Annotated in this window: 18 protein-coding genes; 13 read left to right on the top strand and 5 right to left on the bottom strand. The window is 61.3% G+C overall.

Translation table 11 applies throughout. The features are described 5' to 3' along the window. Nucleotide 1 precedes the first annotated feature (1 nt). Complete coding sequence (locus ACYVNQ_RS19895) at nt 2-1,273, bottom strand: Rieske 2Fe-2S domain-containing protein (RefSeq protein ID WP_460904278.1); 1,272 nt, start codon at nt 1,271-1,273, stop codon at nt 2-4. Nucleotides 1,274-1,408: 135 nt separating this feature from the next. Between ACYVNQ_RS19895 and ACYVNQ_RS19890 the strand changes: the two genes are divergently transcribed. The 3 genes from ACYVNQ_RS19890 to ACYVNQ_RS19880 all read left to right on the top strand — a co-directional run bounded on the left by ACYVNQ_RS19890 (nt 1,409) and on the right by ACYVNQ_RS19880 (nt 3,995). Then, on the top strand, nt 1,409-2,287 hold the full coding sequence (locus ACYVNQ_RS19890; RefSeq protein ID WP_460904277.1) for an IclR family transcriptional regulator domain-containing protein: 879 nt from the start codon (nt 1,409-1,411) through the stop codon (nt 2,285-2,287). A 383-nt stretch (nt 2,288-2,670) separates the two neighbouring features. Continuing rightward, nucleotides 2,671-3,615, top strand: coding sequence for a metallophosphoesterase family protein (locus ACYVNQ_RS19885; RefSeq protein WP_460904276.1), 945 nt, complete (start codon nt 2,671-2,673; stop codon nt 3,613-3,615). 35 nt (nt 3,616-3,650) lie between these two features. Next, complete coding sequence (locus tag ACYVNQ_RS19880) at nt 3,651-3,995, top strand: cupredoxin domain-containing protein (RefSeq protein ID WP_460904275.1); 345 nt, start codon at nt 3,651-3,653, stop codon at nt 3,993-3,995. Between the two features lie 65 nt (nt 3,996-4,060). Here ACYVNQ_RS19880 and ACYVNQ_RS19875 read toward each other — a convergent pair whose 3' ends face one another. Both ACYVNQ_RS19875 and ACYVNQ_RS19870 read right to left on the bottom strand, forming a co-directional pair. Further along, nucleotides 4,061-4,810 carry an SDR family NAD(P)-dependent oxidoreductase gene (locus ACYVNQ_RS19875; protein WP_460904274.1) on the bottom strand — a complete coding sequence of 250 codons (750 nt, stop codon included), beginning with the start codon at nt 4,808-4,810 and terminating at the stop codon, nt 4,061-4,063. Nucleotides 4,811-4,903: 93 nt separating this feature from the next. Further along, complete coding sequence (locus ACYVNQ_RS19870) at nt 4,904-5,605, bottom strand: FadR/GntR family transcriptional regulator (RefSeq protein ID WP_460904273.1); 702 nt, start codon at nt 5,603-5,605, stop codon at nt 4,904-4,906. A gap of 224 nt (nt 5,606-5,829) precedes the next feature. Here ACYVNQ_RS19870 and ACYVNQ_RS19865 point away from each other — a divergent pair, with 224 nt between their 5' ends. The 7 genes from ACYVNQ_RS19865 to ACYVNQ_RS19835 are packed head-to-tail and all read left to right on the top strand — an operon-like array spanning nt 5,830 to nt 13,689. Further along, nucleotides 5,830-7,383 carry a sugar ABC transporter ATP-binding protein gene (locus ACYVNQ_RS19865; protein ID WP_460904272.1) on the top strand — a complete coding sequence of 518 codons (1,554 nt, stop codon included), beginning with the start codon at nt 5,830-5,832 and terminating at the stop codon, nt 7,381-7,383. Next, nucleotides 7,376-8,407 carry an ABC transporter permease gene (locus ACYVNQ_RS19860; protein ID WP_460904271.1) on the top strand — a complete coding sequence of 344 codons (1,032 nt, stop codon included), beginning with the start codon at nt 7,376-7,378 and terminating at the stop codon, nt 8,405-8,407. Before ACYVNQ_RS19865 ends, ACYVNQ_RS19860 begins: the two co-directional genes overlap by 8 nt. A 55-nt stretch (nt 8,408-8,462) precedes the next feature. Then, complete coding sequence (locus tag ACYVNQ_RS19855) at nt 8,463-9,410, top strand: substrate-binding domain-containing protein (protein ID WP_460904270.1); 948 nt, start codon at nt 8,463-8,465, stop codon at nt 9,408-9,410. 29 nt (nt 9,411-9,439) lie between these two features. After that, on the top strand, nt 9,440-10,456 hold the full coding sequence (locus ACYVNQ_RS19850) for an aldo/keto reductase (protein WP_460904269.1): 1,017 nt from the start codon (nt 9,440-9,442) through the stop codon (nt 10,454-10,456). A gap of 25 nt (nt 10,457-10,481) precedes the next feature. Beyond that, nucleotides 10,482-11,492 carry a zinc-binding alcohol dehydrogenase family protein gene (locus ACYVNQ_RS19845; RefSeq protein ID WP_460904268.1) on the top strand — a complete coding sequence of 337 codons (1,011 nt, stop codon included), beginning with the start codon at nt 10,482-10,484 and terminating at the stop codon, nt 11,490-11,492. 30 nt (nt 11,493-11,522) lie between these two features. Next, nucleotides 11,523-12,683 (top strand): mannitol dehydrogenase family protein, encoded by a 1,161-nt coding sequence (locus ACYVNQ_RS19840; protein WP_460904267.1) that lies wholly within the window; start codon nt 11,523-11,525, stop codon nt 12,681-12,683. A 49-nt stretch (nt 12,684-12,732) separates the two neighbouring features. Next, a complete protein-coding gene (locus tag ACYVNQ_RS19835; protein ID WP_460904266.1) occupies nt 12,733-13,689 on the top strand; it encodes a sugar kinase in 957 nt (318 codons plus the stop codon). Between the two features lie 246 nt (nt 13,690-13,935). On the opposite strand, the gene ACYVNQ_RS19830 is transcribed toward ACYVNQ_RS19835, so the two are convergent. Together ACYVNQ_RS19830 and ACYVNQ_RS19825 are read right to left on the bottom strand one after the other, a co-directional pair. Then, nucleotides 13,936-14,745 carry a LabA-like NYN domain-containing protein gene (locus tag ACYVNQ_RS19830; RefSeq protein ID WP_460904265.1) on the bottom strand — a complete coding sequence of 270 codons (810 nt, stop codon included), beginning with the start codon at nt 14,743-14,745 and terminating at the stop codon, nt 13,936-13,938. Nucleotides 14,746-14,894: 149 nt separating this feature from the next. Next, nucleotides 14,895-15,362: a LuxR C-terminal-related transcriptional regulator gene (locus ACYVNQ_RS19825; protein WP_460904264.1), complete on the bottom strand. Its 468-nt coding sequence runs from the start codon at nt 15,360-15,362 to the stop codon at nt 14,895-14,897. Nucleotides 15,363-15,650: 288 nt separating this feature from the next. Here ACYVNQ_RS19825 and ACYVNQ_RS19820 point away from each other — a divergent pair, with 288 nt between their 5' ends. Genes ACYVNQ_RS19820 through ACYVNQ_RS19810 form a run of 3 tightly spaced genes read left to right on the top strand, consistent with a single transcriptional unit; the run spans nt 15,651 to nt 21,484 of the window. Beyond that, a complete protein-coding gene (locus ACYVNQ_RS19820) occupies nt 15,651-18,824 on the top strand; it encodes an efflux RND transporter permease subunit (protein WP_460904263.1) in 3,174 nt (1,057 codons plus the stop codon). A 10-nt stretch (nt 18,825-18,834) separates the two neighbouring features. Next, a complete protein-coding gene (locus ACYVNQ_RS19815; protein ID WP_460904262.1) occupies nt 18,835-20,013 on the top strand; it encodes an efflux RND transporter periplasmic adaptor subunit in 1,179 nt (392 codons plus the stop codon). Next, nucleotides 19,946-21,484, top strand: coding sequence for an efflux transporter outer membrane subunit (locus tag ACYVNQ_RS19810; RefSeq protein ID WP_460904261.1), 1,539 nt, complete (start codon nt 19,946-19,948; stop codon nt 21,482-21,484). Before ACYVNQ_RS19815 ends, ACYVNQ_RS19810 begins: the two co-directional genes overlap by 68 nt. The last annotated feature ends 72 nt before the right edge of the window (nt 21,485-21,556 follow it).

Below are 21,556 nucleotides of genomic sequence, written 5' to 3'. Positions count from 1 at the left end.
CTCAATACCCCATGGCGTTGCGATAAGCCTTCCAGAAGCCGCGAATCGAAGCTTCGGTCACGCGGCTCGCGCTGCTTTGCGCGCTGTCGCCACCCATTTCGAGCACCGAATTCGCGTCGCCCGCTGCGTCGATGCCACGCTGCACGAAACCTCCCACGCAGCCGTCTTCCATCGACACATAGCCCGCCGGCCCCACCAGATTCGCTTGCCGCAGACGCATTTCGCGCAGTTCCGGCGTATCGTCGTCGAAGCCGAGATAGGTCCAGTTCAGCTCGGTTTGCCGTGCGCCGCGCGGCAGAATCTGACGCACGGCAATCGCGTTCTGGATCTGCTGCAGCACGAAGCCTGGGAACACTGAAAGAATCTGCAACGTGACGCCATCGCCGAACTCATCGATACCGGTCAGCACCGACGTGTCCTCGAGACGATGCTCGCTTTCCGAGCGGATGTTCTGCTGCGCATAGCCACTGGCGGGCTCCTGTGCTTTGGCCGTCGCGGCGTGGTCGACCGCCGAGTAGCTGACGTGATGGCCACCGCCCTCATCGACGATGATGCCGCCGCGCTGCGACAGGCGGTTCAGCTGAAAGGTCGTGAAGAACAGATGCAGGATGCTCGCGTGATACGAGTCTTTTACGTTCTCGAAGTACAGCTTCCAGTTATTCGGCAGCATCTGCGTGAAGCGTCCGAGCACTACCGGCGTGCGGCCTTCGAGCACACGCGCGATGCGTTCGACGATTTCATCGCCGAGGTATTCGTCGAGCGGCGGCACGTCGTCGGAAAAACTGCCGAATACGAGACCATGCAGCGTGGCGACGCGCAGCTTGCGCAGACCGTGATCGCCCGGGCAGAAGTCCGGCTTCATGCCGCCTTTGCCGTCGATGCCATCCTTGAACGCCACGCCGACCAGATCGCCCTGCAGGTTGTAGGTCCACGCGTGATACACGCAGCTGAAGTCTTTGGCGTTGCCTTCGTCTTCGAGACACACCAGCGCACCGCGATGCGCGCAGCGGTTCTCGAATGCGTAGAGCTCGCCGTCGGCGTCGCGCGTGACCACCACCGGCGCATCGCCGACGAAGGTGCTGCGAAAGTCGCCTGCATCCGGCAGCTCCGCTTCGAGGCACAGATAGCTCCAGTTCGGTCCGCGAAAGATCGCCTGTTGCTCGTCCGCGTAGACGTCTTCGTCCTGGAACAGCGTGTACGGCACGCGCGTCAGCCCTTCGGCCGGCCACGCAACGCTGGCGCGCGGCGCCGGCTTGATGGGGATGATGTTCAAGTTGTTCGCTCCATGTATTGCGGAAATTCGTCGGCCATACGGACCGCGAGCGATGTTGCGTGGCCCGCGCGAATCCGTTGACGGCTTCGATTGAATGTGTTCGAATACCGTACATTGTTCGATATTTGATTCAATATGGCATCCAGCGAAAAATCTGTCAACGTGCAGAAGGGCAAACCCTCGTCTGCAGAATATGGCGAATCCGGCACCGAATCGGGCACGCAAGGAAGTGCCGACGTAGGCACCGAAGCCGCCACCGGAGCGCGCGTCAAGGAAGGCATGGCGGGCCTTGCAAAAGGGCTCGCCATCATCGAGGCGTTCAGCGCAACCACCACGCGCATGACGGTATCGGACGCTGCGCACCTGACCGACTTGAGCCGTCCCGCGGCACGCCGCTGTCTGCTCACGCTGGTCGATCTCGGCTATCTGACGCACGACGGCAAGTTCTTTACGCCGTTGCCGCGCATGCTGCGCCTGGGTGGCGCTTACCTCAGCACGTCGTCGTTGCCGCAGATCGCGCAGCCGCTGCTCGCGAGCGCGCGCGATACGCTGCACGAGTCGATTTCGCTCGCGGTGCTCGACGAGGGCTATTCGGTGTTTATCGCGCGAGCCGAAGCAGTCCGCATCGTGTCGACCGGTGTGAAGATCGGTGGCCGTCTGCCCGCGTATTGCTCGGCAACCGGGCGCGTGCTGCTATCCGGCCTGCCCGAAGAGACCGTGCGCGCACATCTGGAAAGCGTTCCGATGAAGCGGCTGACCGACCGCACACTCGCCAATGTGACTGCCGTGCTCAAGGCAGTACGCCGCGCAGCGGAAGAAGGCTATGCGATCAGCAACGAGGAACTGGAGATCGGCATGTCCGCGATGGCAGTGCCGGTGAGAAATCGCAGCGGCGAGATCGAGGCGGCGATCAGCGTCAGCGTGTTTTCGGGGCGCATCAGCGTAGCGACGCTCGAAGAGAAATTTTTGCCCGTGCTGCGCGCGAGTGCGCAGCGTTTGCAGCGCTCACTGTAGATGCGGATTCATGCATGACATCCTCCTTTTTCCAGGATGTCCAGTCAATCGCGTCAGGCAGGCAACTTCGAGGCGCGCAGTGATCTGCGCGCCTTTTGCTTTCAAACAGATTCTCCTTCAGCAGCCCAATGAACCGCTGGATTGTCCAGGGCGATACCTGGGCTTTTTGCATTCATGCGCTCGCATCGAATGTCGCAGCGGGAAACTTCAAGGCCTAACTACCTCCGCTGATGCCTCAGGTAAGGCTGAGACCACCGACTGGCACCTGAATGCCGGATACCCGGAATAAACGAAGCGCCCCCGCGGTCTTGCTTCGTGACCCGGGTATGCAGACCCTCAGATACGCCGGCGACCTCATTCCTATCGCGACCCACGAGGACACCATGTCATCAGATTCCCCATTCGATCCCACACGCCGCCGCGCTTTGAAATGCCTCGCTTTCGGCGGTGCTGGAACGCTTTTCGTCATGGCCGGTGGTGTGCTCACACCCATCGACGTCGCGCAGGCTGCCAGCAACAAGGATCGCGCCGTCACGCATGGAACGCCCCTGTTCCTGCAAATCAGCGACACCCACATCGGCTTTAACAAGGAAGCCAATCCCGATGTCGCGGCGACGCTCTCGCAGACCATCGACTATGTGAATGCGATGGCCGCCAAGCCGGCGCTGACGATTCATACGGGCGACATCACTCACCTCTCCAAGGCGCAGCAATTCGACGATGCATCACAGTTGCTGTCGCGACTGCGCACCACCGAATTGCACACGGTCCCAGGCGAACACGACGTGACCGACGGGACCGGCACGGAGTACTTCAACCGCTTCGGCCAGGCTTCCGGTAACAAGGGCTATTACAGCTTCGATCACAACGGCGTTCACTTCGTCGCCCTCAACAACGTGATGCACTTCAAGCCGAATGGTTTGGGAGCATTGGGCGACGACCAGTTGGCATGGCTGAAGGCAGACCTGAGCGGACGCTCATCGAGTACGCCGATTGTTGTCTTTGCGCACATGCCACTATGGACGATCTACCAGCCGTGGGGATGGGGCACTGCTGACGCAGACCAGGCTATGAGCTACCTGACGCGTTTTGGTTCGGTCACCGTGCTGAACGGCCACATCCATCAAATCGTCTCGAAGGTGGAAGGAAACATCACGTTCCACACCGCGCGCTCCACGGCCTACCCGCAACCGACAGCGGGGAACGGTCCCGGCCCCGTGCCATTGACTGTGCCGGGCGACCAGCTACCCAGGATGCTCGGGGTGACCGACGTGAAGATCGCCCTGTCCCCCGCCAAGGCCACGCTGACCGATTCGACGCTTGCGTGAGCGGTTGAGCCACCATTAGACACCAGGACTCTGTCATGAAATTGCCCACGCTTCGCCGCCTGTTTCTCATAGCCCTCGGGGCAACGTCGATACTGGCCGCATCGGCCGAGCTATGCGTTGCTCAGGCACAGCAAGCCGATATGGTCACAATCAAGGACTTCATGTTCTCGCCGATGTCGACGACCATCAAGGCCGGTACCACCTTGACATGGAAAAATCTCGACGACGAACCTCATACGGTGGTGAGCGACTCCGGTTTGTTCCGCTCCACAGCGCTCGATCAGAACGACACCTTCAAATACACGTTCAGCAAACCGGGCGTCTACAAGGTCTTTTGCGGCATACACCCGAATATGAGGGAGACGATTACCGTACAGTAACGTCGATGCAAGCAGGCGCCGCCAGCGGTTAAGCCGCTGGGCGGCATCGAAGCCATAGCAACAACTCAACGTGCAGTGTTGCCCCCATCCACGATCAATGCGGTTCCGGTGATAAAGCTCGCATCGCCGGACAGGAGAAAGCGTACCGCTTTGGCAACTTCGTCGGGCCTTGCAAAACGTCCCATCGGAGCCCCATCGGCAACTGTCAGCGACGGTGCGCTCGCGCGCTTTTGAGCCCATCGCTCAACCTCCGTATCGCCCGGGCAAACTGCGTTCACACGAATGCCTTCGCGGGCATGATCGAGCGCCATCGCTTTGGTCATCTGGATCACGGCGCCTTTGCTCGCACAATAAGCGACTGCCGACTCGCCGGCGACAACACCCCAGTCGGACGCATTGTTGACGATGGCACCGCCACCGGAGCGCCGCATGATGGGGATGATCGCCTTGCACATACGCCAGACGGCGGTAACGTTGAGCGCCATGACCTGCGCCCAGTCTGCCTCACTGGTCGCCTCTGCGGTTCCGCCGACGACTATCCCAGCATTGTTAAACAGGCCGTCGATGCGGCCATACTTTGTCGAGATACGCTCGACCAGTTCGCTCGTTGCATCAGCATCGGTCTGATCCAGCGGGTAATACTCCGCGGTCAAACCCAATTGAGCGAATCCGGCCGCAATCGCGGCGCCGATCTCTTTACGCCGCCCGGTAAACAGGACGTGTGCTCCGTCGCGTGCGAGGAGTTCTACCGTTGCCTTTCCAATACCTGATGTTCCGCCTGTAACCAGAACTACTCGCGCTTGTGTCGTGGACATATCGTTAGCTGGTGGAAATACGATTCCTTTGCGGGCCCGGTTGCGCTCAACACGTTCACGCGGTGAGCACGCGCACTGCGCGGCCTCGCTGCATCACTCGGTATCACGCTTTAGCGCGCCACTGATCCAGCGCTCTTCAGACGCCCGGAGATGAGCACGCATCGCGGTCTGTGCCGCGATCGGGTCACCTGATTGCAGTGCGCGAAGAATATCTTCATGTTCGCGTACCGCGTCCGTCCACGTCTTCGCGCTCTCAGTGTGGTCGCGCATTGCCGCTGCGATGGGGTCGTGGCGGCTATCGAACAGTTCGCCGACAAAGCGCGCGAGCACCGAATTGCCCGCTGCCTCCGCGATCAGCATATGAAACTGACGGTCGGCATCCACCGGTGTTTTACCGCCCGCGGCCAACTTGCCCATCCGCTCGACAGTACGTCGCAGGCGCTCTGCCATGGCTGCCGTCATGCGCGCGGCAGCAAGCGCCGCCACGCTGCCCTCGATGGCCGCACGCGCCTGCATCAGCTCCGATGGACTGTCGCCTAACGCGTCAACCGTGTTCTCATCGTCCGCGCCTGTGTCACGCACGTACACCCCCGAACCCATCCGGATCTCGACGCGCCCCCCTATCTCGAGCGCAATCAGCGCTTCACGCAATGACGGACGCGACACGCCGAGCCTGAGCGCAAGTTCACGCTCGGGCGGCAGACGCTCGCCGACGGGAAACTCGCCCTGACGGATCAGCGTGAGAATTTGCGCGGCTACCGCCTGGTAAAGCCGCTTGGGTTCGGGTGATTTCATGAACGGCCATGCATCCGGTAAAAAGTTCGCTCGATGATCGGCGAGCCAAGTCTAGCAGCGGGCGAGGCAGCCCCGCAATGACCGGCCCGCACAGGCAATGCATCAACCGGTAAGGTCAATTTATATATTTCTTAACTGGATTGACCAAATGCCCGTGTTGCGGTCTAATTCGTCGAACTGGACCGACCAGCGTCATGCCAGGTCGGCCGTTCGAAGGAGACACGATGAGCTCGCCCCGCAGCCTGCCGGACCTTGTCGACAAGCCCAACAGCCGCACCTGGGAGGGAGCGATCCTGCGGCTTGAAGGCATCCGGAAGCAGTTTCCCGGCGTGCTTGCGCTTGACGGCATCAACCTCGATCTGCGTTGCGCAGAGGTTCACGCCATCTGCGGCGAAAACGGCGCGGGCAAATCGACGCTGATGAAAATCATCAGCGGCCAGTACCGTCCGGATGGCGGCACCATCCACTACCGCGGCGAGCCTGTGCATTTCGAGTCGACGTCCGACGCACAGGAAGCCGGCATTGCGATCATTCACCAGGAACTGAACCTCGTTCCACATCTCACCATCGCGGAGAATCTCTATCTCGCGCGCGAGCCGAAACGCGGACCCTTCATTGACCGACGCAGGCTCAACGCCAACGCGACGCAAAGCCTTGCCCGCATCGGGTTGAACATTGCACCGACGACCAAGGTCGGCGCACTGTCGATCGCGCAGCAGCAGATGGTCGAAATCGCCAAGGCACTGTCGCTCGACGCGCAGGTTCTGATCATGGATGAGCCGACCTCGTCGCTGACTGAATCGGAGACCGTTCATCTCTTTCGCATCATCAGGGAATTGCGCGCCGCGGGCGTTGCGATCCTCTACATCTCGCATCGTCTTGACGAGATGACCGAGATCGTCGACCGCGTGACGGTACTGCGGGACGGCCGGCATATATCGACCGACGATTTCGCGTCGCTAACCGTGAACGATGTGGTGGCGCGCATGGTCGGCCGCTCGCTCGACGATGCTTATCCGCAGCGCCAATCGGTGCCGACAGACGAGGTGCTGCTGAGCGTCGACGACCTACGGCGCGACACGGTGTTCGGACCGCTTTCGTTCGAGCTTCGCAAAGGCGAGATTCTCGGTTTCGCCGGCCTGATGGGCGCGGGACGCACCGAGGTTGCACGCGCGATCTTCGGTGCCGACCCGCTCGACGGCGGAACGGTTTCATTGCACGGTCGACCCATCACGATCAGTTCGCCGCGCGAGGCGATTCGCCACGGCATTGCCTACCTTTCGGAAGATCGCAAGAAAGAGGGCCTTGCGCTCAGCATGCCGGTCGCCGCGAACCTCACGCTCGCCAATGTTCGCGGCATCACATCGCGCACAGGCTTTCTGCGATTCGACGAGGAAGCGCGTATTGCAGCCCGCTATGTGCAGGAACTCGCGATTCGCACGCCATCGGTCAATCAGATCGTGCGCAACCTTTCCGGTGGGAATCAGCAGAAGGTCGTAATCGGCAAGTGGCTCTATCGCGGATCGAAGATTCTGTTCTTCGACGAACCGACGCGGGGCATCGACGTCGGCGCGAAATTCGCGATCTATGGCTTGATGGACCGGCTTGCGGCCGATGGCGTGGGCGTCGTGCTGATCAGTTCGGAATTGCCCGAACTGCTTGGCATGACCGACCGGATCGCCGTGTTTCACGAAGGCCGCATTGCCACGGTTCTTGAAACGAAACACACCAGTCAGGAGGAGATCATGCACTACGCTTCGGGGCGCACTCATGCTTGAGATGACATCGGATCGCACTCAGTCCGCCAACCGGTCCGCACAGCAGCGACGACGCGAGCTCATACAGAAATTTGCGGCACTGGGCAGCCTCGTCATTCTCGTCATCGCGTTTTCGGTCGCGAGTTCGGCGTTCTTCTCGGTCGACAACATGATGACCGTGGGCCTGCAGGTCACATCGATCGCCTATCTCGGCGTGGCCGCGACCTGCGTGATCATTACCGGCGGCATCGATCTGTCGGTCGGTTCGGTACTCGCGCTTGCCGGTGTCTGTGCGGCGCTGCTGGCCAAAACGGGGGTGCCGGTTCCCATCGCGATGCTGGGCGGCATTCTGGTGGGCTCGCTGTGCGGCTTTATCAACGGCGTCTGCGTCACGCGCATGGGTCTGCCGCCGTTCATCGCGACGCTTGGCATGATGCTCGTCGCGCGCGGGATGGCACTGCAGATCACCGGCGCACGACCCGTGTCCGGCCTCGGCGACGCGTTCGGCACGCTCGGCAATGGCGCGTTGTTCCGCATCTCGCACATCGGTGCCGACGGCTTTCCCGACACGACGTTCCCGGGCATTCCGTATCCGGTCGTCATCATGGTCGTGCTGTTTGTGGTCGTCTCCGTTCTGCTTTCCAGAACCTCGCTCGGTCGCCACATCTATGCGGTCGGTTCGAACGCGGAGGCGGCGCGGCTCTCCGGCGTCAACGTTCAGGGCGTCAAGCTGTTCACCTATGTGCTTTCTGGCGCGCTTGCCGGCGTGACCGGGTGTGTACTGATGTCGCGCCTCGTCACCGGTCAGCCGAATGAAGGCGTGATGTACGAACTTGACGCGATCGCGAGTTCGGTGATCGGCGGAACCTCGCTGATGGGCGGCGTCGGCACGATTTCGGGCACAGCCATCGGGGCGTTCGTGATCGCCGTGCTGCGCAACGGTCTGAACATGAACGGCGTGTCGAGCTTCATCCAGCAGATCATCATCGGTGTGGTGATTCTCGGCACCGTCTGGATCGATCAGCTTCGCAACCGCAAGCGGTAAATACAAGCGTTAGTGCAGTCAGAAGAAGTCTAACCACCACAGACAGGAGCGAGACATGAACAAATTCCCGATGCTGGCAGTTTCCGCATTGCTTTGTGCAGCGTTCAGCAGCGGCGCCTATGCGGCAGGCGGCGAGATTGCCGTGATCGTCAAGACAGTCAACTCGAATTACTGGCAGAACGTGCAGAAAGGCGCTAACGCGGCGCTTGCCAACGAGAAGGGCTACACGATGACGTTTCAGGGCCCGGCTGCCGAATCGGATATCACCGATGAAGTCAACATGGTCGTGAACGCGGTGAACCGGCATGTCGCGGGCATCGTGCTCGCTCCGTCCGATCCGGACGCGCTGGTCCCCGCGATCAAGCAGGCATGGAACGCTCATATCCCGGTCGTGCTGATCGATTCGGCCATTTCGGATTCGGGCAAGGGGTACTACCAGTCGTTCCTGTCGACCGACAATGAGAAGGCCGGCGAGTTGTGCGCGAAAGCGCTGATCGATCGCGTCGGACAGACCGGCAAGATCGCGATCATGTCATACGTGCCAGGTGCCGGATCGGAAGTGAGCCGCGTGGGCGGGTTCCGCAAATACATCGCCAGCCACTCGAAGCTGCAAGTGGTCGGACCATACTATTCGCAGTCGCAGATGGCCATGGCCCTGAACCAGACCACCGACGTGCTGTCCGCCAATCCTGACCTGAAGGGCATCTTCGGCGCGAACGAACCGACCGCGGTCGGTGTGGGCCGCGCGCTCAAGCAAACGGGCAAGGCAGGCAAGCTCGTCGCGATCGGCTTTGACGGCAACGAGGATCTGCAAGGGTTCGTGCGCGACGGCACGGTGCAGGCCATCGCCGTGCAAGGTTCGTGGCAGATGGGACACAAGGGCATCGAGACGGTAGTCGGCGTAATCGAGCACAAGCCCGCGCAAAAGCAGGTCGACACGGGCGTCGTGATGGTCGACAAGCAAAACCTCGATTCGCAGGAAGCGAAGAACGTTCTCTATTGACGACAACCGTTAAAGGCGCCCTGCACTTCATGAAGGCAAGTGAAACACGCACCCTGCCGCACAGCGGCCTGTCGATGACTGCGCTCGGTCTTGGCTGTTCGCAGTTCGGCGGGCTCTACGAGCCGATGGCCGCCACCGACGCCGCTGCGCTTGCCGATGCCGCGTGGTCGGCCGGGCTGCGTTACTTCGATACGGCGCCGTACTACGGTTACACGCTCTCCGAGCGGCGCGTCGGACGCGCGCTCAGCGGGCGCGAGCGCAGCGCATTCACGCTGAGCACCAAGGTTGGCCGATTGATGCGCGCTGACCCCGGCGTCAAGCCGGGCGACGATAACTGGGCCGAACCGCTGCCGTTCCGTCCGGAATACGACTACACCTACGACGGCATCATGCGATCGTATGAGGACAGTCAGCAGCGCCTCGGGCTCGCGCAAATCGACATGCTTTACGTTCACGACATCGGCCGCATGACGCACGGCGCGCGACATGCGCACTACTGGACGCAACTGACCGACGGCGGTGGCTTTCGCGCACTGCTCGCGCTGCGTTCGAGCGGCGAGATAGGCGGGATCGGTCTTGGAGTCAACGAGTGGGAAGTCGCCGTCGACGCATTGAATGAGGTAGCACTCGACGCGATCCTGCTCGCAGGCCGCTATACGCTGCTGGAACAGACTGCGCTGGGACCGCTGCTCGACAGGTGCTTGCAAGTGAAGACGGCGATTGTTGTCGGCGGTGTATTCAACTCCGGCGTGCTGGCGGGTAACGGCAAGTTCAATTACTCGGACGCCCCCGCCGAAGTCGTCGCAAAGGTTGATCGGTTGTCGGCGGTATGCAGGCGCTTCGCAGTGCCGCTGCCCGCCGCCGCGCTGCAGTTTCCATTCGCGCATCCAGCGGTGGTGTCGTGCGTCATCGGTGCGCGCAGCGTATCGCAGCTGCAGCAGAGTATCGCGTGGCTGGAGCAGCCGATACCGGCAGACCTCTGGGCCGCACTGCGTCGCGAGCAACTGATTGACGAGCCGGTACCCCTCCCTGAAGCGCAGAACTGATTGAACCGTTCAAAAGGATATCAACATGCTTAGCGTAGTTTGCGAATCCCCCGGCGTGCTGCGCGCGCAGCAATCCGATGTGCCTGTGCGCAAGGCTGGAGAAGTATTGTTGCGTGTCAGCCGTGTCGGCATCTGCGGCACCGATCTCCATATTTTCACCGGCAACCAGCCGTACCTCGAATATCCGCGCGTCATGGGCCATGAGTTGTCGGCCATCGTGGTCGAAGCGGACGGCGATTCAGGGCTCGCGGTTGGCGACGGCGTTTACGTGATGCCTTATCTCTCCTGTGGAAAATGCGTTGCGTGCCGCCAGGGCAAGACCAACTGTTGCGTGAACATCAAGGTGCTCGGCGTGCATCGCGACGGCGCGATGACCGAGTATCTGAGCGTGCCGGCGCAGTTCGTGCACAAGGCAGAAGGCGTGTCGCTAGACCAGGCCGCCATGCTCGAATTCCTCGCGATCGGCGCTCATGCGGTACGGCGTGCGGACGTGCAGGCCGGGCAACGGGTACTGGTGGTCGGCGCGGGGCCGATCGGCATGGCGGCCATGATCTTCGCGAAACTGCGTGGCGGCAACGTCGTGTGTCTGGATACGCGCGCCGACCGCCTCGCGTTCTGCAGTTCGCAACTCGATGTGGACGCCGTGGTGCCGGTAGGTCCGGACGACACCGCGCAATTGTCGTCGCTGACGAACGGCGAATTCTTCGATGTCGTGTTCGACGCGACCGGCAACGTCGACGCAATGAACCGGGGCTTCGGCTTCGTTGCACACGGCGGCAAATACACGCTGATCTCGATCGTGCCCGGCCAGGTCAGTTTTTCGGATCCCGAATTCCACAAGCGCGAGACAACCTTGCTTGCGAGCCGCAACGCAACCGCCGCCGATTTCGAAACCGTGCTCGACGCAATGCGCAGCGGCAAGATTCCGGACCAGGCGCTGAACACGCACCGTATGCGGCTTGCCGACGTGCCGGACGCGTTCCCTCGCCTGCTGGAACCGGGACAGACAGTCGTGAAAGCGCTGGTCGAATGCTAAGGGCAGCCGTCGGCGAACCAGGATTGCACCATGAGCACACCGATACTCCAGTTCGGCACCAGCCGGTTTCTTCTCGCGCATGTCGCGCTCTTTGTCTCCGAGGCGCTTGAGCGCGACAACGCGATGGGGGGCATCAGCGTCGTGCAAACGACGGCAAGCGCTTCAAGTCGCGCGCGGATCGCGGCGCTTGCCGAAGCAGATTGCTATCCCGTACATATACGAGGCCGGGAAGGCGGCAACGTAGTGGACCGGGTGGTCGAGTGCCGCGCGGTACGCAATGCGTGGGTCGCCGATACCGACTGGGCCACTATCCGACGCGCGGTGGTCGAGGAAGTACGCGTGATCGTATCGAACACCGCCGATGCCGGTTATCAGCTCGATAACCGCGACTCGGCCAGCCTGCTTGCAAACGACGCGCTCGTGCCGCACAGCTACCCCGCGAAACTGCTGGTATTGCTCAATGCTCGCTGGCGTGCGCGCCCGCAGCACGGTGTATCGATCTACCCGTGCGAACTCATCGACAGAAACGGCGACACGTTACGCGATATCGTGCTCGATATCGCACAGCAATGGTCGATGCCCGAACCCTTCCTTCGTTATCTGCGGGAGGATTGCGTCTGGGTCAATTCGCTCGTCGACCGTATCGTGTCGGAGCCGATCGAACCGGTAGGCGCGGTAGCGGAACCCTACGCGTTGTGGGCAATCGAGCGGCGTGCGGCTATGGAACTCCCGTGTACCCACGAGCAGATCGTGTTGACCGACGACCTGCGACGCTATGCGCAGCTCAAACTGTTTTTTCTCAATCTAGGCCATACGTGGCTTGCCGACCAGTGGATCGGCGAACGCCGCCCTTCCGAACAAACGGTGCTGGAGGCAATGAACGACGCCCGCGTGCGCAGCGGGCTCGAGGCAGTGTGGCACGACGAGGTATTGCTCGTTTTCGACGCAATGGGTCTGCAAAGCGAGGCCCTTACGTACATCGACAGCGTTCGCGAGCGGTTCCTGAATCCCTTTCTCGCTCACCGCATTTCGGATATTGCCGCCAACCATCGCGAGAAGGTCAAACGCCGGATACTGCCGCTCGTCGAACTGGCCGACTCGCTGTCGTTGCCGGCAGCGCAGCCACACCTGCGCAAGTTGCTGGCCTCACATGATCTGCCATTAGCCAGCAAAGCAACATCGGCATCGTGAAAGATCAGGATCTCATCGATGTCGCGTTATAAGACGAATGGATCGACACATGGTGGATGCAGAACAAAAACGGCCGATCGATATCCTCGCGTTTGGCGAAGCGATGATCGAATTCAGCGAACGTTCTTCGGGCGGTACAGAGTATCTGCAGGGATTCGGCGGTGATACATCGAATTTCTGTATCGCCGCAGCCCGTCAGGGAGCGACGAGCGGCTTCGTTTCAGCGGTGGGTGGCGACCGATTCGGGCGCCTGCTTCTCGCACTCTGGCAGCGGGAAAACGTCGATACTTCGGCTGTTCGAATCGACACGTCGGCACCAACCGGCGTCTATTTCGTCTCGCAGACACCCGCTGGCCATCAGTTCGACTATCTGCGCGCCGGATCCGCCGCAAGCCGTTACGCGGCAGTCGACCTTCCGCTGGATAGACTCGCGGCTGCTTCGGTATTGCACCTGTCCGGCGTGAGTCTGGCGATCGGAACCGCGGCCTGCGATGCGGCATTCAGCGCGATAGCACATGCACGCGAACACGGAGTGCGCGTTTCGTTCGACACCAATCTGCGGCTCAACCTCTGGCCGCTGGCCCGCGCACGCGCGACCATGCTCGAAGTCATTCGCCAGACCGACATTTGCCTGCCGAGCTGGGACGATGTCACTGCGCTGACCGGGCTTGCCACTCGCGACGCGATTATCGACTTCCTGCTCGAGCGTGGGCCACGTGTCGTGGCGCTCAAGCTCGGACGCGAAGGGGCTTATGTCGCGACGCCGGACGAGCGGCGGTTGGTGCCTGCCCATCAGGTGAGTGCGATCGACGCGACCGGCGCAGGCGACTGCTTCGGCGGAGCGTTCGTTGCGCGCCTTCTGGCCGGCGACGATCCGTTTTCCGCTGCGCGTTACGCGAATATTGCGGCCGCTCTTTCTACGCTTGGTTTTGGAGCGGTTGCGCCGATACCTATGCGTGGCGAAGTTGAGCGGGTTCTGAGCGGAGCGGTCAGCGCGTCACAGTGACCGCTGAACGGCACGCGCCGAGCCCGAGATGTCCTGGCCGACGCCAGCAACTGTGTTGCAGCCCGTCAATGAAAGCAGCGTTCCAATCAGCGTTAATACGGCTAATCCGCGTTCAAACGTTCTCATCTTCACAATCCATCATTTTCGGCTACCGGCCGTCATGCGGGGCGCGCGGGGCGCGCCGGACCTTTACCCACTGTCTTTTGTAGTTCCTGTAACGCGGTGCGAAGGCACCTTTCAAATGCGTTAAACAGCCGTGACAATTTCTATTCGTCTGGCCTCAGGGGCACTACCCGGCTTCGCAGGCTCGACGAGATCGAATTCGAGCACAAGAGCACGGGATGGTAACTTCGAAATCGCCGTCGCGTCGACCAGCGAAGCGGGCCGGAAGAACACGGGTTGCGTTTCACTGGCGGTCAACACCGAACTTTGCGGCACCGAAGGCCAATACCCGATGAATCCGTATCCATCGTCGGCAAAGAATCGATTGCAGAGACCGCGCACCCGGCTGCCTGTCTGTCCCCAACGAGCGCGCGAATCGATCGCGTCACGCGTCGGCAGCAGCCCCGGAATCAGATACCCGTTCATGTACTGATCAGCGGCGTCCCGCAACTCTTTCGATACATTCTCGAAACCCAGAACCTCTACCCTGCACCCCTTGCTTTGGAGAGCACGGACAACCTGCACGAAATCACCGTCACCGGTTACAAGCAATACCGTGTCGAGCCGCTCCGATTCCGTCAGAGCGTCAACGGCCATGTCGAGGTCAGCGTTCGATTTGGATGCCTCGTTTCCGTCTTCGTCGGTGAAGTGCTTGACTTGCTTGACTGTCACCCGAAACCCCTGGTCGCGCAAGGCCGACTGATAGCCTCGCGCCTTCGTCGCATATTCCGGGAAACTATCCGCGCGGCGCTGATCGAAGGCCAGATACACGTTGAGACGCTGCGCCTCGCCGCCAGCCCGGCATGCCAATTCCCGCAGCACATCGAACCGCATGCCGTGGCCGCCGTTCATTCCTACGTTGCTAGCGTCGACATATACGCCCACCCGCCTCATTGATGCTCCTTTTCCTGTTCAAACCCGATCGCCAGCGCTCACGGAATGGCTGGACAAATGCCCCGCCCGCTTCCCAGCGGTAAGCCCAGAGTAACAGACGGCGCACCGGTCAAGCTTTTGCTGCTTCGATCAGAAGGATTAGCCGTTCTTCATCGCCGGCTTGGGGAGAGCGCATTGGGCGACGACGGAGTACCGATTCGCGCAGGGATGCGGTACGCGGTGCTGTCGTTTGACTCGATGTCGCACAGCCCCAGTGCATTTGCCTTGATGACAAATTCGGCAAGCGATTTCGCTCCCATTTTCTCCATCGCATTGCGTTTGTGGATCTTTAGCGTGACCTCGGCGATTCCCAGTTCGGCAGCCATCTGTTTGCAACGTTTTCCTCTGACAACCGGCTGCACGATATCGCGTTCGCGTGGCGTGAGAGAGTTGTTGCTCATCCAGCGACCCAGTGATCTCCAGGCCCGCAACGAAAGCCGGGTTCGGTTTTCCGGGCACCATTTCGGCACGCGCGTCCTTCCGTCGTCGCCCACCACCGTTAGCGTTGTTTCAAGCCCGGGCTGCCGGATGATGCCGCAGCGAGCCACATGGGGGAATCTCCGCATCCATGTCGGCATCCCACACCGCGTTGACCCGATACACCTTGTATCGCCGCCGCGATTATTCAAGATTCTAAAAGTCACTCTTAGAGAACGCATCATTGGAATTCCATTGCAATGCATGCATTCTGTCCTCCAGTCACTTTGCGTCGCCGCCGTCGGACGTCAGTCACGACTCTGGCACGGGGCGCGTCAACCGTGTAACACGCTAGCGCATGCGCCACGGAGATCCTGTCAGCGTCGCAAGGACAAAGTTGCAGCAGAGCCCCCTTTTGCTCCGCCGCATCCCTGGATCGTGGAGTCTGAATGCTCGGTATCGTTCGCATCGCTTTGAAGAGGCCATACACGTTTGTCGTATTGGCCATCTTCATTCTTATCGCTGGGTGCCTGTCCATGTTGAGGACGCCCACGGACATCTTCCCGAATATCGACATTCCCGTCATTGCAGTCGTCTGGCAGTACACGGGCCTGCCGCCCGACCAGATGGAAGGTCGCATCATGGCGCCGTTCGAACGCGTGCTGCCAACTACGGTCAACGACGTGCAGCATATCGAGGGCAGATCTGTTTCCGGGTACGGCGTCGTCAAGATCTTTTTCCAGAAGCATGCGGACATCCGCACGGCCAATGCCCAGGTGACGTCGGTCGCGCAGTACATCCTCAAACAACTGCCGCCTGGCGCGACGCCACCGCTGATCCTGTCTTATAGCGCGTCGACCGTGCCCATCGTCCAGCTCGCGCTGTCGGGCGATGGGCTGACCGAGCAGAATCTCGGCGACCTCGGCCTGAACCAGTTACGACCGCTGCTGACCACGGTCGAAGGCGCAGCCATGCCGAATCCGTACGGGGGGAAAACGCGGCAAGTACAGATCAACGTCAAGGCATCTGAACTCGAGGCCCGCGGGCTCTCCGCGCAGGACGTCGCGAACGCGCTTGCCGCGCAGAACCTGATCACGCCGGTCGGCACCGAGAAGGTCGGTGATTACGAGTACATCGTGCAACTGAACAGCGCGCCGTCGTCCATCTCCAGCATTGCGAACTTCCCCGTTAAGTCGGCTAACGGGACCACGGTCTATATGCGAGACGTCGCCGACGTAACCGATGGCAGCCCACCTCAGACGAACATCGTTCACGTCGATGGCAAGCGCTCCGTTTTGCTCACCGTTCTCAAGAACGGCTCCGCGTCCACCCTCGCGATCATTGCGGGTATCAAGCAGAAAATAGCGGACGCGAAAGCGTCGCTGCCGGGCAATCTCAGGGTCGACGTGATTGGCGACCAGTCGGTGTTCGTGCGGGCGGCGATATACGGCGTCGCACGTGAAGGCGTCATCGCCGCCGTGCTGACTAGCCTGATGATTCTGCTTTTTCTTGGCAGCTGGCGTTCCACGATCATCATTGCGACGTCGATTCCACTGGCGATTCTTGGATCGATCACCGCCCTGTCGGTGCTCGGCGAGACGCTGAACATCATGACGCTAGGCGGACTCGCACTCGCGGTCGGGATTCTCGTCGACGATGCGACCGTGACCATCGAGAACATTAACTGGCACCTCGAGCAACACAAGCCGGTAGAAAACGCGATCCTCGACGGCGCGGCGCAAATCGTCACGCCCGCATTCGTGTCGCTTCTGTGCATCTGCATCGTGTTCGTACCGATGTTCTTTCTCGACGGCGTCGCACGTTTCCTGTTCGTGCCGATGGCTGAAGCCGTGATGTTTGCGATGATCTCTTCGTTCATTCTTTCGCGCACCCTTGTGCCGACCATGGCGAAGTATCTGCTCAAACCTCACGCGCCGGATACCCTGCAAGGAATGCGCAAAACATCGAATCCGCTGGTGCGCTTTCAACGCGGATTCGAGGCTCGCTTCGAGCAGATCCGTGCGCACTACAGCGCGATGCTTGAACTGGTACTTATGCAGCGCTACCGCTTCGTCCCTGGCTTCTTCGTGTTCGCGCTGCTGTCGCTCGGCCTCGCGCCGTTTCTCGGTCGCAACTTCTTTCCTGATGTCGATGCCGGCGCAATCCTGCTACACGTGCGTGCGCCCGTCGGGACACGTGTCGAGCGGACGGCAGCCCTCTTCTCCGCGGTGGAAAAGCGCATCAAGGCGTCGATTCCACCCGCTGAACTCGGCACGCTGGTCGACAATATGGGGCTGTCGACCAGCGGACTGAACACTGCCTACAACAACACCGGCACAATCGGCTCGCAGGACGGCGACATCCAGATTTCGCTGAAGGACGGCCACCGCCCAACCGGAGAATACGTGCGCGAACTGCGCGAAACGCTGCCGCAAGCGTTTCCGGGTGTGGTGTTCTCGTTCCCGCCTGCCGATATCGTCAGCCAGATCCTGAACTTCGGCGCACCTGGGCCAATCGACCTGCAGATTCGAGGCGGTCATCTACCCGCGAACTTCGCTTACGCAGATCGATTGCTGCGGCAGATCCGCCATATACCCGGAATCGCCGATGCACGTATCGAGCAATCGCAGGGCGATCCGCAGTTCGACGTCGATGTCGACCGGACTCAGGCGCTGCTCCAGGGCGTGACGGAACGCGACATCACAAACAGCCTGCTGGTGCATATGGCGGGCTCGGGCCAGGTCGCGCCGACCTACTGGCTCAACTCGGCCAACGGCGTCGAATATCCGATCGTTCTGCAAACGCCACAATACGGGCTGAATACGCTGCCTTCGCTCGCCAACCTGCCCATCGGCGGCGGCCCGGCTGCGCTCGATGGGCAAATCCTCGGCGGCGTGGCGACGATTCGCCGCACGGTGAGCAACGCCGTGGTCGACGACTACAACATTCAGCCGATGGTCGAGATCTATGCGGCGACACAAGGCCGTGACCTCGGCGCGGTTGCGTCCGATGTCGAGCGCATCGTCAAGGCCAACGCGAGCACGGTGCCCAAGGGCGCAAAAGTCGTGCTGCTCGGCCAGGTGCAGACCATGAACAGCGCATTCAGCGGGATGCTGTTAGGGCTTCTCGGCGCGGTCGTTCTGATCTACCTGCTGATCGTCGTCAACTTCCAGTCGTGGATAGATCCGCTGGTGATCGTCACTGCGTTGCCTCTCGCACTGGCGGGCATCGTATGGATGCTGTACACGACGCACACGCCGCTATCGGTGCCAGCGCTAACAGGCGCGATCATGTGCATGGGCGTCGCGACCGCCAACTCGATCCTCGTGGTGAGCTTTTGCCGCGAGCGGCTCGCTGTGCACGGCGACCCGATGAAAGCGGCGCTTGAAGCCTGCGCCACGCGGTTCCGTCCGGTATTGATGACAGCGCTGTCAATGATAATCGGCATGGCGCCGATGGCGCTGAGCCTCGGCGAGGGCGGCGAGCAGAATGCGCCGCTTGGCCGCGCGGTGATCGGCGGACTGCTCTTCGCGACAATCGCGACATTATTCCTGGTGCCGGCTGTCTTCTGCATCGCGCATTCCCGTCAGGGACGCAACCCCGCGTCACCCATGCCATCCTGAGTCTCTTCCCATGTCTGATGAACCTACGTCACACTCCGTGCCGCCGCAACGCCTGCTTTCGCTTGCCGGGATCGCCGGCACGGTTGCCGTGCTTGTCATCCTCGGCACCGGCAGCGCAGTACGCGCCAAAGCCAGCCACCAGCTCAAGGACTGGACAGAAGCCCGGGCGATTCCCACCGTCAAGGTCATCGAGCCGCTCGCGCCCGCTTCCGGCGGCGCACTGGATTTGCCGGGGCGCCTCGAGTCATTCACCGACGCGCCAATTTATGCACGCGTGAACGGCTACCTCAAATCGTGGCGTGTGGATATCGGCGACCATGTGAGAGCCGGACAGGTACTCGCGACGATCGACACACCCGAACTCGATCAGCAATTGATTCAGGCGAAAGCCGATCTCGCTAGCGCGCAGGCCGACGCTGCGCTGGCAAAGACGAGCGCCGAACGCTGGCAAGCGCTGCTCAGTTCCGACTCGGTATCCCGCCAGGAAGTGGACGATCGCACGCAAGACTATGCGCAAAAGAAAGCCCGCGTCGCAGCTGCGCAAGCGAATGCCGACAGGCTCGTTGCAATGAAGTCATTCGCCACCATCGTCGCGCGGTTCGATGGCATCGTTACGGCACGGAACACGGATATCGGCGCGTTGATCGATGCAGGCAGTGGCAGCCACGCGCAGCTCTTTTCGATTTCGAGCGTGGACAAACTGCGGGTCTATGTACATGTGCCGCAGTATTACGCGCCGATGATCAAACCCGGCGACACCGCGAAGTTTACGGTTCCCGAATACCCAGGGCAGCGCTTCACCGCCCATGTCGTGGGCCTCGCCGATGCAGTGAACGCAGCGTCGGGTACAACGCTCGTGCAGTTGCAGGTGGACAACCCCGGCCACCGGCTGCTGCCCGGCAGTTTCGTGACACTGCATTTCGCGCTACCCACGCTCCCCGGCGCGATGCGCATACCGGCAAGCGCACTGATCTTCGACGAGCACGGGTTGCGCGTCGCGACTATCGACGCTCAGGACGAGGTCAGGTTCAAGCCTGTGGCCATCGAACAGGATCTCGGCAATGCGGTCGACATTGGATCAGGTCTCCAGACCAGCGACCGCGTGATCGACTCCCCACCCGATGGCATCAGCCAGGGCGATCACGTGCGTGTGGATAACGCGGGCGACAAGGTGGCACATCATGACTAGGCTGCAGATGTGCGCATGGCTGGTGGGCATGGCTGCACTCAGTGGATGTTCGCTCGCCCCGCGCTATCGCGTTCCGGATACGCCTGCCCCGGTCGCATACAAGTCATCTGCTCCGTGGACCGTCGCGGCCCCGGCCGATCGGCTCGATCGCGCGCACTGGTGGAAGCTTTACCGCGAGCCTCAGCTCGACGAACTCGAACAGCGTCTGATCGCCAATAATCATGATCTGCATGCTGCGTACTATCACTATGTGCAATCGCAGGCGTTCGTCAAGGAAGCCAGTTCGCAGTTTTATCCAGACGTCTCCGCAGCCGGTAACATTCAACGTGCGCGCCAGTCCAACACCGGACCGTTTCGCACCACGGCCGTGCCGACCGACTACAACGACGCGACGCTCGGCGTTCAGGTCGACTACGAGGTCGATCTCTGGGGGCGCGTGCGGGATTCCGTCGCTGCAAGCAGGGAAGAAAGCCAGGCGGCGCAAGCCGACCTTGCATCGACGCAGTTGAGTCTGGAAATCGAACTGGCTCGCAACTATCTCGATCTGCGCGGCGACGATCAACAGATCCGGGTGCTCAACGACACGATCGACGCATACAAGAAGGCACTCGAACTGACACGCAAGCGGCACGACGGCGGCGTCGCAGCGGCGCTCGACGTTGCGCGCGCAACGACTCAGCTGTCGTTCGCACAGTCCGATCTCACCCGCGCGCAAGCGAAGCGCGCGCTGCGGGAACATGCGATTGCTCCACTCGTAGGCGCATCGGCATCGGACTTCGCCATTGCGCCGAGCGTCGAGCCGGTGGCACCGCCCCCCATTCCGGTCGGTGTGCCGTCGGCATTGCTGCAACGCCGCCCCGACGTCGCGGGGGCCGAGCGGCGCATTGCAGCGGCCAACTCGGAAATCGGCGTCGCGCGCGCGGCCTGGTTCCCATCGCTTACGCTCAGTGCGCAGGGCGGGTTTCAGAGCTCGGTTTACGCGGACCTGCTCAGCTTGCCCAGTTCCTACTGGGCAATCGGGCCCACGCTGGCAACCTATCTGTTTGATGGGGGCAGGCGTCGTGCGCGACTCGAAGCCACGAAGGCCGCAACGGCGGAGGCTGGCGAGCGCTACCGCAGCGTCGTTCTCACGTCATTCAGGCAAGTGGAAGACGATCTGTCGTTGCTTGCGCAACTAGGCACAGCGACCGCTCAACTGCAACAGGCCGCGGACTCGGCCGGGCTTTCGGTGAATCTGGCGCTTTCGCGCTATCGCGAGGGTGTGGTCAGTTACCTGGACGTGGTCGATGCCCAGACGGCCGAGCTCGCGGCGCAGCGCAGCATCATCGAAACCAGGACGAAGCAACTCGATGCAAATGTGGACCTGATTCGCGCGCTGGGAGGTGGCTGGAGCTATGACGATCTCGGGCCCGGCGCCGATACCGCGCCGTCCGGCCACATCAGCGGGCTCCTTCGCAAAACCGATGGCTAGTGATTAGCCCAACGCTAACCTGTCGATCTGCGAGCGAAGCCGACAAGCGAATGTTGTTCGTCAATTTTTCGA

This window comes from Paraburkholderia jirisanensis, assembly GCF_054782355.1.
This window is presented reverse-complemented; position numbering and strand designations above follow the sequence as displayed.

Excerpts from the sequence above, each read along its gene's own strand:
- ACYVNQ_RS19890 (WP_460904277.1), top strand. The coding sequence starts at position 1,409 with ATGGCATCCAGCGAAAAATCTGTCAACGTGCAGAAGGGCAAACCCTCG.
- ACYVNQ_RS19860 (WP_460904271.1), top strand. The coding sequence starts at position 7,376 with ATGCTTGAGATGACATCGGATCGCACTCAGTCCGCCAACCGGTCCGCA.
- ACYVNQ_RS19810 (WP_460904261.1), top strand. The coding sequence starts at position 19,946 with ATGGCATCAGCCAGGGCGATCACGTGCGTGTGGATAACGCGGGCGACA.
- ACYVNQ_RS19815 (WP_460904262.1), top strand. The coding sequence starts at position 18,835 with ATGTCTGATGAACCTACGTCACACTCCGTGCCGCCGCAACGCCTGCTT.
- ACYVNQ_RS19835 (WP_460904266.1), top strand. The coding sequence starts at position 12,733 with ATGGTGGATGCAGAACAAAAACGGCCGATCGATATCCTCGCGTTTGGC.
- ACYVNQ_RS19850 (WP_460904269.1), top strand. The coding sequence starts at position 9,440 with ATGAAGGCAAGTGAAACACGCACCCTGCCGCACAGCGGCCTGTCGATG.
- ACYVNQ_RS19830 (WP_460904265.1), bottom strand. The coding sequence starts at position 14,745 with ATGAGGCGGGTGGGCGTATATGTCGACGCTAGCAACGTAGGAATGAAC.
- ACYVNQ_RS19820 (WP_460904263.1), top strand. The coding sequence starts at position 15,651 with ATGCTCGGTATCGTTCGCATCGCTTTGAAGAGGCCATACACGTTTGTC.
- ACYVNQ_RS19880 (WP_460904275.1), top strand. The coding sequence starts at position 3,651 with ATGAAATTGCCCACGCTTCGCCGCCTGTTTCTCATAGCCCTCGGGGCA.
- ACYVNQ_RS19870 (WP_460904273.1), bottom strand. The coding sequence starts at position 5,605 with ATGAAATCACCCGAACCCAAGCGGCTTTACCAGGCGGTAGCCGCGCAA.
- ACYVNQ_RS19885 (WP_460904276.1), top strand. The coding sequence starts at position 2,671 with ATGTCATCAGATTCCCCATTCGATCCCACACGCCGCCGCGCTTTGAAA.
- ACYVNQ_RS19840 (WP_460904267.1), top strand. The coding sequence starts at position 11,523 with ATGAGCACACCGATACTCCAGTTCGGCACCAGCCGGTTTCTTCTCGCG.
- ACYVNQ_RS19845 (WP_460904268.1), top strand. The coding sequence starts at position 10,482 with ATGCTTAGCGTAGTTTGCGAATCCCCCGGCGTGCTGCGCGCGCAGCAA.
- ACYVNQ_RS19855 (WP_460904270.1), top strand. The coding sequence starts at position 8,463 with ATGAACAAATTCCCGATGCTGGCAGTTTCCGCATTGCTTTGTGCAGCG.
- ACYVNQ_RS19865 (WP_460904272.1), top strand. The coding sequence starts at position 5,830 with ATGAGCTCGCCCCGCAGCCTGCCGGACCTTGTCGACAAGCCCAACAGC.
- ACYVNQ_RS19825 (WP_460904264.1), bottom strand. The coding sequence starts at position 15,362 with ATGCCGACATGGATGCGGAGATTCCCCCATGTGGCTCGCTGCGGCATC.
- ACYVNQ_RS19875 (WP_460904274.1), bottom strand. The coding sequence starts at position 4,810 with ATGTCCACGACACAAGCGCGAGTAGTTCTGGTTACAGGCGGAACATCA.